The 16,511-nt window shown below is 46.1% G+C and carries 11 protein-coding genes, 4 tRNA genes and 3 rRNA genes; 16 read left to right on the forward strand and 2 right to left on the reverse strand.

All coding sequences use genetic code 11. From position 1 onward, the window contains the following. The first annotated feature begins 108 nt into the window (after positions 1–108). The 4 genes from gmuR to gmuG are packed head-to-tail and all read left to right on the forward strand — an operon-like array spanning position 109 to position 3,801. On the forward strand, positions 109–822 hold the full coding sequence (gene gmuR / locus MHI44_RS14800; RefSeq protein ID WP_015715336.1) for a transcriptional regulator GmuR: 714 nt from the start codon (positions 109–111) through the stop codon (positions 820–822). A 28-nt stretch (positions 823–850) separates the two neighbouring features. After that, positions 851–1,750: a fructokinase GmuE gene (gene gmuE, locus MHI44_RS14805; RefSeq protein ID WP_339202286.1), complete on the forward strand. Its 900-nt coding sequence runs from the start codon at positions 851–853 to the stop codon at positions 1,748–1,750. Continuing rightward, the gene (gene manA / locus MHI44_RS14810) at positions 1,747–2,694 is read left to right on the forward strand and encodes a mannose-6-phosphate isomerase, class I (protein ID WP_339202287.1); all 948 of its coding nucleotides are present in this window, start codon (positions 1,747–1,749) and stop codon (positions 2,692–2,694) included. The genes gmuE and manA overlap by 4 nt, the downstream gene beginning before the upstream one ends. Before the next feature lie 18 nt (positions 2,695–2,712). Beyond that, positions 2,713–3,801: a mannan endo-1,4-beta-mannosidase gene (gmuG, locus tag MHI44_RS14815; RefSeq protein ID WP_339202288.1), complete on the forward strand. Its 1,089-nt coding sequence runs from the start codon at positions 2,713–2,715 to the stop codon at positions 3,799–3,801. A gap of 58 nt (positions 3,802–3,859) precedes the next feature. On the opposite strand, the gene MHI44_RS14820 is transcribed toward gmuG, so the two are convergent. Then, on the reverse strand, positions 3,860–4,714 hold the full coding sequence (locus MHI44_RS14820) for a manganese catalase family protein (RefSeq protein WP_021481617.1): 855 nt from the start codon (positions 4,712–4,714) through the stop codon (positions 3,860–3,862). Positions 4,715–5,040: 326 nt separating this feature from the next. On the opposite strand from MHI44_RS14820, the gene MHI44_RS14825 reads away from it, so the two are divergent. The 12 genes from MHI44_RS14825 to tsaD all read left to right on the forward strand — a co-directional run bounded on the left by MHI44_RS14825 (position 5,041) and on the right by tsaD (position 14,228). Beyond that, positions 5,041–5,117, forward strand: a tRNA-Arg gene (locus tag MHI44_RS14825). 13 nt (positions 5,118–5,130) lie between these two features. Then, a tRNA-Gly gene (locus MHI44_RS14830) sits at positions 5,131–5,204 on the forward strand. 160 nt (positions 5,205–5,364) lie between these two features. Beyond that, a 16S ribosomal RNA gene (locus MHI44_RS14835) occupies positions 5,365–6,914 on the forward strand. A 170-nt stretch (positions 6,915–7,084) separates the two neighbouring features. After that, positions 7,085–10,012, forward strand: a 23S ribosomal RNA gene (locus tag MHI44_RS14840). A gap of 55 nt (positions 10,013–10,067) precedes the next feature. Next, a 5S ribosomal RNA gene (gene rrf, locus MHI44_RS14845) occupies positions 10,068–10,183 on the forward strand. The 16S, 23S and 5S rRNA genes sit together here with 4 tRNA genes alongside, the layout of an rRNA operon. A 14-nt stretch (positions 10,184–10,197) precedes the next feature. Next, positions 10,198–10,274: transfer RNA gene (locus MHI44_RS14850), tRNA-Met, on the forward strand. A gap of 60 nt (positions 10,275–10,334) precedes the next feature. After that, positions 10,335–10,411: transfer RNA gene (locus MHI44_RS14855), tRNA-Asp, on the forward strand. Positions 10,412–10,591: 180 nt separating this feature from the next. After that, complete coding sequence (thiL, locus tag MHI44_RS14860; protein ID WP_339202289.1) at positions 10,592–11,569, forward strand: thiamine-phosphate kinase; 978 nt, start codon at positions 10,592–10,594, stop codon at positions 11,567–11,569. Positions 11,570–11,583: 14 nt separating this feature from the next. Further along, positions 11,584–12,060 (forward strand): tRNA (adenosine(37)-N6)-threonylcarbamoyltransferase complex ATPase subunit type 1 TsaE, encoded by a 477-nt coding sequence (tsaE, locus tag MHI44_RS14865; protein WP_319621433.1) that lies wholly within the window; start codon positions 11,584–11,586, stop codon positions 12,058–12,060. Further along, the gene (tsaB, locus tag MHI44_RS14870; protein WP_339202293.1) at positions 12,041–12,730 is read left to right on the forward strand and encodes a tRNA (adenosine(37)-N6)-threonylcarbamoyltransferase complex dimerization subunit type 1 TsaB; all 690 of its coding nucleotides are present in this window, start codon (positions 12,041–12,043) and stop codon (positions 12,728–12,730) included. Before tsaE ends, tsaB begins: the two co-directional genes overlap by 20 nt. Positions 12,731–12,739: 9 nt before the next feature. Further along, positions 12,740–13,195, forward strand: a complete 456-nt coding sequence (rimI, locus tag MHI44_RS14875) for a ribosomal protein S18-alanine N-acetyltransferase (protein ID WP_015252683.1) — start codon at positions 12,740–12,742, stop codon at positions 13,193–13,195. After that, positions 13,188–14,228: a tRNA (adenosine(37)-N6)-threonylcarbamoyltransferase complex transferase subunit TsaD gene (gene tsaD, locus MHI44_RS14880; protein WP_003234076.1), complete on the forward strand. Its 1,041-nt coding sequence runs from the start codon at positions 13,188–13,190 to the stop codon at positions 14,226–14,228. The genes rimI and tsaD overlap by 8 nt, the downstream gene beginning before the upstream one ends. Positions 14,229–14,458: 230 nt before the next feature. Here tsaD and MHI44_RS14885 read toward each other — a convergent pair whose 3' ends face one another. Then, positions 14,459–16,387 carry an ABC-F family ATP-binding cassette domain-containing protein gene (locus tag MHI44_RS14885; protein WP_029317385.1) on the reverse strand — a complete coding sequence of 643 codons (1,929 nt, stop codon included), beginning with the start codon at positions 16,385–16,387 and terminating at the stop codon, positions 14,459–14,461. Positions 16,388–16,511 lie beyond the last annotated feature (124 nt).

Below are 16,511 nucleotides of genomic sequence, written 5' to 3' on the forward strand. Positions count from 1 at the left end.
GAATAGAGATGACGAAAATCCGCAACATTGATGAAATAGGGAAAAGAACTTATGATATCCGTAAAAGCTTATGTGATATCAAACTCTAACAGCTGCCGGAGGATACCAATGAATAAATACGAAATCATTGCAAATGAAATGAGAAATAGAATTAAAAATAACGTATATCCGATCGATCAGCCCATTCCTGATGAAGTATCTCTTGCAAAAGAATTTAACTCAAGCCGCATGACGATGAAGAGAGCCTTGGATAATTTAGTTGCCGAGGGTCTGCTGTTTAGAAAACGAGGCCATGGCACGTTTATTATTCAATCTGCAATACAGGATGACCATGTCCATGTAGTCAGCAATGAGATTCTCGGATTGACCAACTTGCTGAAAGATAAAAAAATCCAAAGCAAGGTCATTCAGTTTGAAGTGCAATTTCCCACTGAGGAAGTGGCCGCCCATTTGTCTATTGATCAGAAAACACCGGTTTATTATGTCGTTCGGCTGCGGATTGTAGAAGGTGAACCCTATGTATTGGAAAAAACATATATGCCGACGCATTTAATCCCAGGCATTAATGACGATGTCCTTCATGATTCGATCTACAATCATATTACAAATGTGCTGCAGCTCAAAATCGCCGGAACGCATCGGAAAATCAGAGCCTGCAAATCTGATCATATTGACCAGCAGCATCTGGGCTGCAAACAGGATGATCCAATTCTTGAAGTTGAACATGTGGGCTTCTTAGATACCGGGATTCCATTTGAATATTCCTTTTCACGTCATCGGCATGACAAGTTTGTTGTGACTTCTGTAAACATACGGCGCTGATTGCGGAGACAACAAGGAGGCCATCTGCATGCTTGGCGGTATTGAAGCAGGCGGCACAAAGATTGTTTGTGCTGTCGGTAAAGAAGATGGAACAATCATTGACCGAATAGAATTCCCTACAAAGATGCCGGATGAAACGATAGAGAAAGTAATTCAATACTTTCGCCAATTTTCATTACAGGCAATCGGCATCGGCTCCTTTGGTCCTGTTGATAACGATAAAACCAGTCAAACATACGGTACTATTATGGCCACGCCGAAAGCGGGCTGGAGACACTACCCCTTTTTGCAAACCGTTAAGAACGAAATGAAAATCCCAGTCGGATTTAGTACAGATGTCAACGCTGCGGCGCTGGGTGAATTCCTTTTCGGTGAAGCGAAGGGTCTCGACAGCTGCCTGTATATAACGATCGGCACTGGCATCGGTGCGGGCGCAATTGTAGAGGGTAGGCTCCTTCAGGGGCTGTCACACCCAGAGATGGGCCATATTTATATCCGGAGGCACCCGGATGACGTATACCAAGGGAAGTGCCCTTATCATGGAGATTGCTTTGAAGGCTTAGCTTCAGGCCCAGCTATCGAAGCCCGCTGGGGGAAAAAAGCCGCGGATTTATCAGATATAGCCCAAGTCTGGGAACTGGAAGGGTACTATATTGCCCAAGCGCTGGCTCAGTATGTTTTGATCCTTGCACCTAAAAAAATCATTCTTGGCGGCGGCGTCATGCAACAGAAACAAGTGTTTCCTTATATCTATCAATATGTACCGAAAATCATGAACAACTACTTAGATTTTTCTGAATTGTCAGATGATATAAGTGATTATATTGTACCTCCACGTTTAGGCAGTAACGCCGGAATCATCGGCACGCTAGTTTTAGCGCATCAGGCCTTACAAGCAGAGGCAGCATCCGGGGAGGTGCGATTATGACGCATCCATTATTTTTAGAGCCTGTCTTTAAAGAAAGACTATGGGGAGGGACGAAGCTTCGTGACGCTTTTGGCTACGCAATACCCTCACAAAAAACAGGTGAGTGCTGGGCCGTTTCTGCACATGCCCATGGCCCGTCGGCTGTAAAGAACGGCCCGCTGGCAGGAAAGACACTAGATCAAGTATGGCAAGATCACCCAGAGATATTCGGGTTTCCGGATGGTAAGGTGTTTCCGCTGCTGGTAAAGCTGCTGGACGCCAATACGGATCTCTCCGTGCAAGTCCATCCTGATGATGATTATGCAAAACTGCATGAAAATGGCGACCTTGGTAAAACGGAGTGCTGGTATATCATTGATTGCAAAGATGACGCCGAACTGATTTTGGGACATCACGCAAGCACAAAGGAGGAATTCAAACAACGAATAGAAAGCGGTGATTGGAACGGGCTGCTGAGGCGAATCAAAATCAAGCCCGGAGATTTCTTTTATGTGCCAAGCGGTACACTCCATGCATTATGTGAGGGAACCCTTGTCCTTGAAATCCAGCAAAACTCTGATACAACGTATCGCGTATACGATTATGACCGCTGTAATGACCAGGGCCAAAAAAGAACTCTTCATATAGAAAAAGCCATGGAAGTCATAACGATACCGCATATCGATAAAGTGCATACACCGGAAGTAAAAGAAGTTGGTAACGCTGAGATCATTGTTTATGTGCAATCAGATTATTTCTCAGTGTACAAATGGAAGATTAGCGGCCGAGCTGCTTTTCCTTCACATCAAACCTATTTGCTGGGGAGTGTTCTGAGCGGATCAGGACGAATCATAAATAATGGTATTCAGTATGAATGCAATGCAGGCTCACACTTTGTCTTGCCTGCGCATTTTGGCGAGTTTTCAATAGAAGGAACATGTGAATTCATGATATCTCATCCTTAATGAATGGGGGAGTTGCATTTGTTTAAGAAACATACGATCTCTTTGCTCATTATATTTTTACTTGCGTCTGCTGTTTTAGCAAAACCAATTGAAGCGCATACTGTGTCGCCTGTGAATCCTAATGCCCAGCAGACAACAAAAACAGTGATGAACTGGCTTGCGCACCTGCCGAACCGAACGGAAAACAGAGTCCTTTCCGGAGCGTTCGGAGGTTACAGTCATGACACATTTTCTATGGCTGAGGCTGATAGAATCCGAAGCGCCACCGGGCAATCGCCTGCTATTTATGGCTGCGATTATGCCAGAGGATGGCTTGAAACAGCAAATATTGAAGATTCAATAGATGTAAGCTGCAACAGCGATTTAATGTCGTATTGGAAAAATGGTGGAATCCCTCAAATCAGCTTGCACCTGGCGAACCCTGCTTTTCAGTCAGGGCATTTTAAAACACCGATTACAAATGATCAGTATAAAAAAATACTAGATTCTTCAACAGCAGAAGGAAAGCGGCTAAATGCCATGCTCAGCAAAATTGCTGACGGACTTCAAGAGCTGGAGAACCAAGGTGTGTCTGTTCTGTTCAGGCCGCTGCATGAAATGAACGGTGAATGGTTTTGGTGGGGACTTACATCATATAATCAAAAGGATAATGAAAGAATCTCTCTATATAAACAGCTCTACAAGAAAATCTATCATTATATGACCGACACAAGAGGACTTGATCATTTGATCTGGGTTTACTCTCCCGACGCCAACCGAGATTTTAAAACTGATTTTTACCCGGGCGCGTCTTACGTGGATATTGTCGGATTAGATGCGTATTTTCAAGATGCCTACTCGATCAATGGATACGATCAGCTAACAGCGCTTAATAAACCATTTGCTTTTACAGAAGTTGGCCCGCAAACAGCAAACGGCAGCTTCGATTACAGCCTGTTCATCAATGCAATAAAACAAAAATATCCTAAAACCATTTACTTCCTCGCATGGAATGATGAATGGAGCCCAGCAGTAAACAAGGGTGCTTCAGCTTTATATCATGACAGCTGGACACTCAACAAGGGAGAAATATGGAATGGTGATTCTTTAACGCCAATCGTTGAATGAATCAGTAATGTACAATAAGAAGGTGCTCAAGAAGTTTCTTGAGCACCTTCCCACTGGATTAAGCATTCATATCGCCTAACCCAGGACTGTGTTCATTCGGTATTTCAGGAAGCACTGGTACGGGAAACCCTGCCGGAGGATCTATTACTTGTAACTCTCCGCCATTTCGGCTTGGAGATTTCCCTTGATAGATTTCACCGATTCTCGTTTCATCCAACCTAAAGTTAAACTGTGCATTATGGTAGCCTAATTCGACATACTTTCTGCACTCAGGATATTTATTAATGTCATAATTCGGTACAGGGAGGAGCTTCGCCCACTCAACGCCCAATGTCTCGAGCGCTTTCGCGAATGCATTCTGGTGAGCATTGTCGCGTACAATCAGAAAAGCAAGTGTTTCGCGGAACGTCTGATTAGAGCTCATTTCATAAATTCTTGTTTTTTGCAGCACACCTGTCGACTCAAGAAGCAGGTTATCCAGCAGGTCAGTAATTAAGTTTCCGTGGTTATACACCCACGACCCGTTCCACGGATTGCCCCCTGCATCAACGGGAAGGGAACTTTGCGCACCAATAATATAATGATGAGGATTAGCATGTTTAACGGCTTCATTAAGTGGTGCTTGATCTGCACCTTGACTGCCGACACCTTCACCGCCTGATTCATCTAATAAAGCATTGATTGTGTTTTGAACCAGTTCAACGTGGGCAATCTCCTCTAAAAAAATGCCGCGAAGCAGATCGCGGTACTGTTTCTGCTTTCCTCTGAAATTAGAGCTTTGGAAAAAAAACTGCATCATTGTACGCATTTCTCCGTAATGACCGCCTAATATCTCCTGCAGGACCTTAGCAGCTGCCGGGTCTGGTTTGTCCGGTTTAATGATATTAATCAGTTCCTCTTTGTAGTAATACATAACACGCCTCATTTCTTCTTAAGAGATTTTCTTATATTATTTGTAAGATGAGATAAAATATATACATGAGAAGGGGTGAAAGAAGAGAATAAAAAAATACAGAAAAAGTGTTGACCAAATAAAACAGGCATGGTATATTATTAAACGTCGCTGATGAACAGCGTGAAACAAAACGAAAAACAAAAAAAGTTTTTCTAAGGTGTTTACAAGATTTTAAAAATGTGTATAATAAGAAAAGTCGAATTGAAAAAGATTCGAAAAAACATTTTAAAAAACTTCTTGACTTCACCATCAAATGATAGTATGATAGTTAAGTCGCTTGATAAGCGCCCGTAGCTCAATTGGATAGAGCGTTTGACTACGGATCAAAAGGTTAGGGGTTCGACTCCTCTCGGGCGCGCCATTTAAGATACCACGCGGGTGTAGTTTAGTGGTAAAACCTCAGCCTTCCAAGCTGATGTCGTGAGTTCGATTCTCATCACCCGCTCCATTATTGAATGATCTTTGAAAACTAAACAAGACAAAACGTACCTGTTAATTCATTTTTATAAATCGCACAGCGATGTGCGTAGTCAGTCAAACTAGGGCCTGCACGACGCAGGTCACACAGGTGTCGCCGCAGGATGCGGTGAACTTAACCTGTGATCCATTTATCGGAGAGTTTGATCCTGGCTCAGGACGAACGCTGGCGGCGTGCCTAATACATGCAAGTCGAGCGGACAGATGGGAGCTTGCTCCCTGATGTTAGCGGCGGACGGGTGAGTAACACGTGGGTAACCTGCCTGTAAGACTGGGATAACTCCGGGAAACCGGGGCTAATACCGGATGGTTGTTTGAACCGCATGGTTCAAACATAAAAGGTGGCTTCGGCTACCACTTACAGATGGACCCGCGGCGCATTAGCTAGTTGGTGAGGTAACGGCTCACCAAGGCAACGATGCGTAGCCGACCTGAGAGGGTGATCGGCCACACTGGGACTGAGACACGGCCCAGACTCCTACGGGAGGCAGCAGTAGGGAATCTTCCGCAATGGACGAAAGTCTGACGGAGCAACGCCGCGTGAGTGATGAAGGTTTTCGGATCGTAAAGCTCTGTTGTTAGGGAAGAACAAGTACCGTTCGAATAGGGCGGTACCTTGACGGTACCTAACCAGAAAGCCACGGCTAACTACGTGCCAGCAGCCGCGGTAATACGTAGGTGGCAAGCGTTGTCCGGAATTATTGGGCGTAAAGGGCTCGCAGGCGGTTTCTTAAGTCTGATGTGAAAGCCCCCGGCTCAACCGGGGAGGGTCATTGGAAACTGGGGAACTTGAGTGCAGAAGAGGAGAGTGGAATTCCACGTGTAGCGGTGAAATGCGTAGAGATGTGGAGGAACACCAGTGGCGAAGGCGACTCTCTGGTCTGTAACTGACGCTGAGGAGCGAAAGCGTGGGGAGCGAACAGGATTAGATACCCTGGTAGTCCACGCCGTAAACGATGAGTGCTAAGTGTTAGGGGGTTTCCGCCCCTTAGTGCTGCAGCTAACGCATTAAGCACTCCGCCTGGGGAGTACGGTCGCAAGACTGAAACTCAAAGGAATTGACGGGGGCCCGCACAAGCGGTGGAGCATGTGGTTTAATTCGAAGCAACGCGAAGAACCTTACCAGGTCTTGACATCCTCTGACAATCCTAGAGATAGGACGTCCCCTTCGGGGGCAGAGTGACAGGTGGTGCATGGTTGTCGTCAGCTCGTGTCGTGAGATGTTGGGTTAAGTCCCGCAACGAGCGCAACCCTTGATCTTAGTTGCCAGCATTCAGTTGGGCACTCTAAGGTGACTGCCGGTGACAAACCGGAGGAAGGTGGGGATGACGTCAAATCATCATGCCCCTTATGACCTGGGCTACACACGTGCTACAATGGACAGAACAAAGGGCAGCGAAACCGCGAGGTTAAGCCAATCCCACAAATCTGTTCTCAGTTCGGATCGCAGTCTGCAACTCGACTGCGTGAAGCTGGAATCGCTAGTAATCGCGGATCAGCATGCCGCGGTGAATACGTTCCCGGGCCTTGTACACACCGCCCGTCACACCACGAGAGTTTGTAACACCCGAAGTCGGTGAGGTAACCTTTTAGGAGCCAGCCGCCGAAGGTGGGACAGATGATTGGGGTGAAGTCGTAACAAGGTAGCCGTATCGGAAGGTGCGGCTGGATCACCTCCTTTCTAAGGATATTATACGGAATATAAGACCTTGGGTCTTATAAACAGAACGTTCCCTGTCTTGTTTAGTTTTGAAGGATCATTCCTTCGAAACGTGTTCTTTGAAAACTAGATAACAGTAGACATCACATTCAATTAGTAATACAAGATATCACATAGTGATTCTTTTTAACGGTTAAGTTAGAAAGGGCGCACGGTGGATGCCTTGGCACTAGGAGCCGATGAAGGACGGGACGAACACCGATATGCTTCGGGGAGCTGTAAGCAAGCTTTGATCCGGAGATTTCCGAATGGGGAAACCCACCACTCGTAATGGAGTGGTATCCATATCTGAATTCATAGGATATGAGAAGGCAGACCCGGGGAACTGAAACATCTAAGTACCCGGAGGAAGAGAAAGCAAATGCGATTCCCTGAGTAGCGGCGAGCGAAACGGGATTAGCCCAAACCAAGAGGCTTGCCTCTTGGGGTTGTAGGACACTCTGTACGGAGTTACAAAGGAACGAGGTAGATGAAGAGGTCTGGAAAGGCCCGCCATAGGAGGTAACAGCCCTGTAGTCAAAACTTCGTTCTCTCCTGAGTGGATCCTGAGTACGGCGGAACACGTGAAATTCCGTCGGAATCCGGGAGGACCATCTCCCAAGGCTAAATACTCCCTAGTGACCGATAGTGAACCAGTACCGTGAGGGAAAGGTGAAAAGCACCCCGGAAGGGGAGTGAAAGAGATCCTGAAACCGTGTGCCTACAAGTAGTCAGAGCCCGTTAACGGGTGATGGCGTGCCTTTTGTAGAATGAACCGGCGAGTTACGATCCCGTGCAAGGTTAAGCAGAAGATGCGGAGCCGCAGCGAAAGCGAGTCTGAATAGGGCGCATGAGTACGTGGTCGTAGACCCGAAACCAGGTGATCTACCCATGTCCAGGGTGAAGTTCAGGTAACACTGAATGGAGGCCCGAACCCACGCACGTTGAAAAGTGCGGGGATGAGGTGTGGGTAGGGGTGAAATGCCAATCGAACCTGGAGATAGCTGGTTCTCTCCGAAATAGCTTTAGGGCTAGCCTCAAGGTAAGAGTCTTGGAGGTAGAGCACTGATTGGACTAGGGGCCCCTACCGGGTTACCGAATTCAGTCAAACTCCGAATGCCAATGACTTATCCTTGGGAGTCAGACTGCGAGTGATAAGATCCGTAGTCGAAAGGGAAACAGCCCAGACCGCCAGCTAAGGTCCCAAAGTATACGTTAAGTGGAAAAGGATGTGGAGTTGCTTAGACAACCAGGATGTTGGCTTAGAAGCAGCCACCATTTAAAGAGTGCGTAATAGCTCACTGGTCGAGTGACTCTGCGCCGAAAATGTACCGGGGCTAAACGTATCACCGAAGCTGCGGACTGTTCTTCGAACAGTGGTAGGAGAGCGTTCTAAGGGCTGTGAAGCCAGACCGGAAGGACTGGTGGAGCGCTTAGAAGTGAGAATGCCGGTATGAGTAGCGAAAGAGGGGTGAGAATCCCCTCCACCGAATGCCTAAGGTTTCCTGAGGAAGGCTCGTCCGCTCAGGGTTAGTCGGGACCTAAGCCGAGGCCGAAAGGCGTAGGCGATGGACAACAGGTTGATATTCCTGTACCACCTCCTCACCATTTGAGCAATGGGGGGACGCAGGAGGATAGGGTAAGCGCGGTATTGGATATCCGCGTCCAAGCAGTTAGGCTGGGAAATAGGCAAATCCGTTTCCCATAAGGCTGAGCTGTGATGGCGAGCGAAATATAGTAGCGAAGTTCCTGATTCCACACTGCCAAGAAAAGCCTCTAGCGAGGTGAGAGGTGCCCGTACCGCAAACCGACACAGGTAGGCGAGGAGAGAATCCTAAGGTGATCGAGAGAACTCTCGTTAAGGAACTCGGCAAAATGACCCCGTAACTTCGGGAGAAGGGGTGCTCTGTTAGGGTGCAAGCCCGAGAGAGCCGCAGTGAATAGGCCCAGGCGACTGTTTAGCAAAAACACAGGTCTCTGCGAAGCCGTAAGGCGAAGTATAGGGGCTGACGCCTGCCCGGTGCTGGAAGGTTAAGAGGAGCGCTTAGCGTAAGCGAAGGTGCGAATTGAAGCCCCAGTAAACGGCGGCCGTAACTATAACGGTCCTAAGGTAGCGAAATTCCTTGTCGGGTAAGTTCCGACCCGCACGAAAGGCGCAACGATCTGGGCACTGTCTCAACGAGAGACTCGGTGAAATTATAGTACCTGTGAAGATGCAGGTTACCCGCGACAGGACGGAAAGACCCCGTGGAGCTTTACTGCAGCCTGATATTGAATGTTGGTACAGCTTGTACAGGATAGGTAGGAGCCTTGGAAACCGGAGCGCCAGCTTCGGTGGAGGCATCGGTGGGATACTACCCTGGCTGTATTGACCTTCTAACCCGCCGCCCTTATCGGGCGGGGAGACAGTGTCAGGTGGGCAGTTTGACTGGGGCGGTCGCCTCCTAAAAGGTAACGGAGGCGCCCAAAGGTTCCCTCAGAATGGTTGGAAATCATTCGCAGAGTGTAAAGGCACAAGGGAGCTTGACTGCGAGACCTACAAGTCGAGCAGGGACGAAAGTCGGGCTTAGTGATCCGGTGGTTCCGCATGGAAGGGCCATCGCTCAACGGATAAAAGCTACCCCGGGGATAACAGGCTTATCTCCCCCAAGAGTCCACATCGACGGGGAGGTTTGGCACCTCGATGTCGGCTCATCGCATCCTGGGGCTGTAGTCGGTCCCAAGGGTTGGGCTGTTCGCCCATTAAAGCGGTACGCGAGCTGGGTTCAGAACGTCGTGAGACAGTTCGGTCCCTATCCGTCGCGGGCGCAGGAAATTTGAGAGGAGCTGTCCTTAGTACGAGAGGACCGGGATGGACGCACCGCTGGTGTACCAGTTGTTCTGCCAAGGGCATCGCTGGGTAGCTATGTGCGGACGGGATAAGTGCTGAAAGCATCTAAGCATGAAGCCCCCCTCAAGATGAGATTTCCCATTCCGCAAGGAAGTAAGATCCCTGAAAGATGATCAGGTTGATAGGTCTGAGGTGGAAGTGTGGCGACACATGGAGCTGACAGATACTAATCGATCGAGGACTTAACCATATTTTTGAATGATGTCACACCTGTTATCTAGTTTTGAGAGAACACTCTCAATTTGTTTGGTGGCGATAGCGAAGAGGTCACACCCGTTCCCATACCGAACACGGAAGTTAAGCTCTTCAGCGCCGATGGTAGTCGGGGGTTTCCCCCTGTGAGAGTAGGACGCCGCCAAGCATTACTTTTATCATCGCGGGGTGGAGCAGTTCGGTAGCTCGTCGGGCTCATAACCCGAAGGTCGCAGGTTCAAATCCTGCCCCCGCAACCAAATATATGATTAAATAAGGAGTGCCCTAAGGGTACAACTAAAATAATCTTATACAAATATGGTCCGGTAGTTCAGTTGGTTAGAATGCCTGCCTGTCACGCAGGAGGTCGCGGGTTCGAGTCCCGTCCGGACCGCCATTAATGTAAACGAAACGATCATGTTTTCGTTTTTTTTGTGTTTTCTTTTACTATATCTTCTGCTTGGTGTCATAGCCAAGCTTTCTTTATATCGGGAACATCTTGGATATTTAAGCAAAATTCGATAAACTAGGAAGAGCACATATAGGCATAAGCAGGGTTGAAAGGAGATTTTGGTTCATGGATGAATTTGATTTGATACATAGCATTACTCCGCGGACCATTCACCATTCTTCCGTTGATGTAGGAATAGGTGATGATGCAGCGCTCTACACTGCGAAACACGGCGTTCAGGAAATTGTTTGTGTTGATACTATGGTAGAAGACGTGCACTTCAAATTACACTATTCCTCACCTGAAGATATCGGGTACAAGGCGTTAGCCGTTAATGTAAGTGATATTGCCGCGATGGGAGGCATTCCTAAGTTTTATCTGGTATCACTTGCGGTACCTTCAAAATGGACTGAATCTGAAATCAAGGCGATGTATGAAGGAATGAATGAACTGGCGAAACTATATCAGATGGATCTGATTGGCGGCGATACAGTTTCTACCGCTGACAAATTAGTCGTTACAGTCACTGTGATCGGTGAAATTGAAAAGGGGCAGGCCTGTTTGCGGAGCTTGGCAAAACCGGATGATATTGTGTTTGTAACCGGTGAAATCGGTTCTTCTGCAGCAGGGCTTTCTTTATTGCTGGAAGAGACTAATCCTCAAAACTCATCTGTGGAAACGGATTACTTTATCCATAGGCATAAACGGCCTGAGCCAAGAGTAAGCGTCGGCAGATTATGCTCGAGTTTTAAACGGGCAGCTTTAAATGATGTTAGTGACGGATTGGCTAGTGAACTGAACGAGATTGCAGAAGCCAGCTGTGTTTCAATTGAAATTGATGAAAGCATGCTTCCAATTCATTCTGATTTGCCTAAGCTTCATCCTAACTGGAAAGAATGGGCTTTGTTTGGCGGTGAGGATTTTGAGCTGACAGGGACGGTTTCAAAAGAGGAGTGGGAAGTGTTGAAGCAGCAGTGCGCAGCACGTCAACTTCCCATTACAAAGATTGGCCATGTCAGGGAAAAAACAAAATCTAAAGTGATCCTAAAAACAGATCAAACATCAATGATCTTAGAGAAAAAGGGATATAATCATTTTAAATAAGACGGGTGACTCGTGTGAAGCAATTAAAATGGAGAACTGTAAATCCAGAAGAAACAAAAGCAATTGCCAAGCTTGCGGCATCGTTTGCTAAACCGGGAGACGTCCTGACATTAGAGGGCGATTTAGGTGCTGGAAAAACGACTTTTACGAAAGGTTTTGCAGAAGGGCTGGGAATTACACGTGTTGTAAACAGTCCGACTTTTACAATTATAAAAGAATATAACGATGGCGTACTTCCTCTTTATCACATGGATGTGTATAGAATGGAAGATGAAAGTGAAGATTTGGGACTTGATGAATATTTTCACGGACAAGGTGTCTGTCTCGTTGAATGGGCTCATTTAATTGAAGAACAGCTGCCGCAGGAGCGACTGCAAATTGTCATCAAAAGAGCTGGTGATGATGAGCGGGAAATTACCTTTACTGCTGTCGGGAATCGGTATGAAATGCTTTGTGAGGAGTTAAGTAGACATGACAATATTAGCAATTGATACATCAAATTATACATTGGGCATTGCGCTGCTTCGAGAAGACACTGTTATAGCAGAATACATTACATATTTGAAAAAGAACCACTCTGTAAGAGCGATGCCTGCTGTTCATTCATTGCTGAATGATTGTGATATGGCACCGCAGGACCTTTCTAAAATTGTCGTTGCAAAAGGCCCTGGTTCATACACAGGAGTAAGAATAGGTGTGACATTGGCCAAAACACTTGCCTGGTCTTTAGACATTCCAATAAGTGCTGTATCAAGTCTTGAGACGCTTGCGGCAAATGGCCGGCATTTTGACGGTCTGATCAGCCCAATCTTTGATGCTAGACGGGGACAGGTGTACACAGGTCTGTATCAATATAAAAATGGACTTTTAGAGCAAGTTGTTCCAGATCAAAATGTGATGCTGGCAGATTGGCTGGAGATGTTAAAAGAAGAGGATCGTCCTGTTTTGTTTTTAGGTCACGACACTTCTATTCACAAGCAGATGATAGAGGATGTTCTTAGAACAAAAGGATTCATTGGAACTGCCGTCCAGCATAACCCGCGTCCTTCAGAATTGGCTTTTCTCGGGAAGGAAAAGGAAGCAGCTGATGTTCATGGGCTTGTCCCGGATTACTTGCGGCTGGCAGAAGCTGAAGCGAAATGGATTGAAAGTCAAAAGTAGGGTGATAGGATGAAAACAAAAGCAGCGGTCAGAAATATGCGGCTTGAAGATATAGATCACGTATACGAAATCGAAGCATCCTCCTTTACGTCTCCTTGGACGAAGGATTCGTTTTATCATGAGCTGCTGGAAAATCCGTATGCTCATTATCTCGTGATTGAAAAGGACGGCCATGTTGTTGGGTATTGTGGGATTTGGATTGTGATGGATGATGCCCAGATTACAAATATAGCAATAAAACCAGAGTATCGCGGCCAGTCTTTAGGAGAAACGCTTTTTCGCTCAGCTGTTGAACTGTGCAAAGAAAAAGACGCAAGGCGGCTTTCGCTTGAAGTGAGGGTTTCGAATCATCCTGCTCAAGGCTTATATAAGAAATTCGGGATGCAGCCCGGCGGAATAAGAAAGAACTATTATACTGATAACGGGGAAGATGCGTTAATTATGTGGGTGACGATAAATGAGTGAGCAAAAAGACATGTACGTATTAGGAATTGAAACAAGCTGTGATGAGACTGCTGCAGCTATTGTAAAAAACGGGAAAGAGATCATTTCAAACGTAGTAGCCTCTCAAATTGAAAGCCATAAGCGCTTCGGAGGCGTTGTTCCGGAAATTGCTTCAAGACATCATGTTGAACAAATCACTTTGGTTATAGAAGAGGCGTTTCGCAAAGCTGGCATGACGTATAGTGATATTGATGCGATTGCAGTAACAGAAGGTCCGGGACTGGTGGGGGCGCTTCTTATTGGAGTAAATGCCGCTAAAGCATTGAGCTTTGCACATAACATTCCGTTAGTAGGCGTTCATCATATAGCCGGTCATATATACGCGAACCGTCTTGTAGAAGACATCGTGTTCCCGGCACTGGCATTGGTCGTTTCAGGAGGCCATACAGAACTGGTTTATATGAAGGAACATGGATCATTTGAAGTCATTGGGGAAACCCTTGATGATGCGGCAGGAGAAGCCTACGACAAAGTGGCGCGGACGATGGGATTGCCATATCCGGGTGGACCGCAAATTGACAAGCTAGCTGAAAAAGGGAATGACAATATTCCGCTTCCTCGCGCATGGCTTGAAGAAGGCTCTTACAACTTCAGCTTTAGCGGATTGAAGTCTGCGGTGATCAATACGCTTCATAATGCATCCCAAAAAGGGCAAGAGATTGCTCCGGAAGATTTGTCTGCCAGCTTCCAAAATAGTGTGATCGATGTCTTGGTAACCAAAACGGCGCGCGCGGCAAAGGAATATGATGTCAAACAGGTCCTTTTAGCCGGAGGAGTAGCTGCAAACAGAGGCCTCAGAGCTGCATTAGAAAAGGAATTTGCCCAGCATGAAGGGATTACGCTTGTCATTCCTCCATTAGCTTTATGCACGGATAATGCTGCGATGATTGCTGCTGCTGGTACAATTGCTTTTGAAAAAGGAATTCGCGGTGCATATGATATGAATGGCCAGCCCGGCCTTGAATTGACTTCTTATCAAAGTCTCACGAGATAATAGCGTGAGACTTTTTATATGTTTGTTATTAACAGATAATTCACAATTTATCCACATGTCTGTGAGTAATTATAGAGATATAGATGGATAAAGGGCTGAAGTCGCTGTTAATAAAGTGGATAAATTCAGAATATTTTGTGGATATTGTGTATAAAGCGCTTACTTTGTTTTGCTTATTAGGGTATGTTCTGTGGATAAAAAGCACCTCTAAAAAGAGGTGCTTGACTTTTTTAATCTTCTTCTGTGGATAGTTCTTCCCATTCGGACAAAAGAGATTCCAGCTCCTGATTGAGCTTCTCATTGTCTGCATGGATAGCTTGTACTTTTTCATGATCCTGATAGACTTCAGGGTCACATAGCAATTCATCATTGCGGCTGATGTTTTCTTCAATGGTTTGAACAGTGGTTTCAATTTCTTCAATCCGACGGAGTCGTTGGCGCTCTTTCTTTTTCCATTCTTTTTCTTCCTCGTAGGAACGTTTGGAGTCAGACTTCACAGTAGCTGGCGTTTTTTCAGTTTCTTCTTGCTGATTTATTTTCTCCAATTCAAGCTGCTCTGTTTTTTTCTCAGTATAATAATCGTAATCTCCCAGATACTCCTCTATATGGCTTGAAGAAAGCTCCAATACTCTTGTGGCGATTCTGTTAATAAAATATCTGTCATGTGAGACAAATAACAGTGTACCTGGATAATCAATCAGCGCGTTTTCGAGAACTTCTTTGCTGTCTAAGTCCAGATGGTTTGTCGGTTCATCAAGGATGAGAAAGTTGGCTTTTTGAAGCATCAGCTTAGCTAGAGCCAATCTTGCTTTTTCGCCCCCGCTCAGTGAATGGACGGGTTTCAGCACGTCATCTCCGGAGAATAAGAAATTTCCGAGACACGTTCTGATTTCTTTTTCTGGGAGCCCGGGGTACTCGTCCCACAGCTCATCAAGGACACGTTTAGAGGAAGTCAGCTCAGCCTGTTCCTGATCATAATAGCCGACACTGACATTTGAGCCGTATGAGATCGTTCCTTGATCTGGTTTTAGGGTGTCTATCAATGTTTTCAGCAATGTCGATTTACCAATTCCGTTAGGGCCGACAAGCGCTGCGCTTTCTCCTCTTGTGAGCATGAATGACACTTCTGTTAAAAGCGGCGGCTGGTTTTCATAGCTGATTGTGAGATCCTGAACACGAAGGACTTCATTTCCGCTCTGTTTTGTAATATCAAAATGAAAGTTTGCGGATTTTTCATCGCCAAGCGGTTTTGACATGACTTCCATTCGCTCAAGCTGCTTTCTGCGGCTTTGTGCCCTTTTGGTGGTAGAGGCTCTCGCCAGATTTCGGTCTACGAAGTCCTGCAGCTTTGCAATCTCGTCCTGCTGCTTTTCATACATTTTCAGATCTTTTTCATACTGCGCGGCTTTTTGGTCGAGATAAGCGCTGTAGTTGCCGTGATACTTTTTGCTTTCTGCTCTTGATACCTCGTATACCTGGTTTACTACTTTGTCCAAAAAGTAGCGGTCATGCGAAACGATGAGGATGGCGCCTGAATAGCCTTGCAAATAATGCTCAAGCCAGGTAAGCGTATCAATATCCAGATGGTTTGTCGGCTCATCGAGAATGAGCAAATCAGGCTGTGTTAACAGAAGCTTACCTAAAGCCAGTCTTGTTTTCTGGCCTCCGCTGAGGCTTTGAACCTGTGTAGAATCGTCAAAATGGCTGAAGCCGAGACCATGCAGCACAGATCTTACATCCGCTTCATATTGATAGCCGCCTTTATCTTTGAATTCCTGCTGAAGGCGGTCGTAGGTTTTCATGATGCTTTCTAATTCACCCGGGTCAGCTGCCGCCATTTTTTCTTCCATAGCCCGCATTTCCTTTTCCATTGCTTTTAAGTGGTCAAAAACAGTCAGCAGCTCTTCTTTTATGGTAAGCTTAGAATCCAAGCCAGTATGCTGGGCGAGATATCCCATTGTAATATCTTTCGGTTTAATAATTTCGCCCTTTTCATACGAAAGCTGGCCTGCGATAATTTTAAGGAGCGTGGATTTTCCGGCGCCATTTCTTCCTACAATGGCGATGCGATCACGATTTCTGACTTCCAGCTTTATATTGTTTAAAATAGTATCAGCACCAAACGATTTGGACAGCTGATTAACTTGTAAGATCATCATATTATTTCACCTCTGCTATAATAAGTTAAGTGTAGCTTATGAACCAGAAGTCAGCAAACAATACATTGGCCATATAAGACATAGAGAAGAAAATAGTGTATGATCTGTTTAAGGAGCGTTTTAA

Origin of the sequence: Bacillus sp. FSL K6-1366, assembly GCF_037976695.1 — a bacterium.
Classification (GTDB): Bacteria; Bacillota; Bacilli; order Bacillales; family Bacillaceae; genus Bacillus; species Bacillus subtilis.

What these genes read in the sequence shown, in the direction of transcription:
- gmuR (WP_015715336.1), top strand. Translation starts at nt 109, where the DNA reads ATGAATAAATACGAAATCATTGCAAATGAAATGAGAAATAGAATTAAA.
- gmuE (WP_339202286.1), top strand. Translation starts at nt 851, where the DNA reads ATGCTTGGCGGTATTGAAGCAGGCGGCACAAAGATTGTTTGTGCTGTC.
- manA (WP_339202287.1), top strand. Translation starts at nt 1,747, where the DNA reads ATGACGCATCCATTATTTTTAGAGCCTGTCTTTAAAGAAAGACTATGG.
- MHI44_RS14820 (WP_021481617.1), bottom strand. Translation starts at nt 4,714, where the DNA reads ATGTATTACTACAAAGAGGAACTGATTAATATCATTAAACCGGACAAA.
- thiL (WP_339202289.1), top strand. Translation starts at nt 10,592, where the DNA reads ATGGATGAATTTGATTTGATACATAGCATTACTCCGCGGACCATTCAC.
- tsaB (WP_339202293.1), top strand. Translation starts at nt 12,041, where the DNA reads ATGACAATATTAGCAATTGATACATCAAATTATACATTGGGCATTGCG.
- rimI (WP_015252683.1), top strand. Translation starts at nt 12,740, where the DNA reads ATGAAAACAAAAGCAGCGGTCAGAAATATGCGGCTTGAAGATATAGAT.
- tsaD (WP_003234076.1), top strand. Translation starts at nt 13,188, where the DNA reads ATGAGTGAGCAAAAAGACATGTACGTATTAGGAATTGAAACAAGCTGT.
- MHI44_RS14885 (WP_029317385.1), bottom strand. Translation starts at nt 16,387, where the DNA reads ATGATGATCTTACAAGTTAATCAGCTGTCCAAATCGTTTGGTGCTGAT.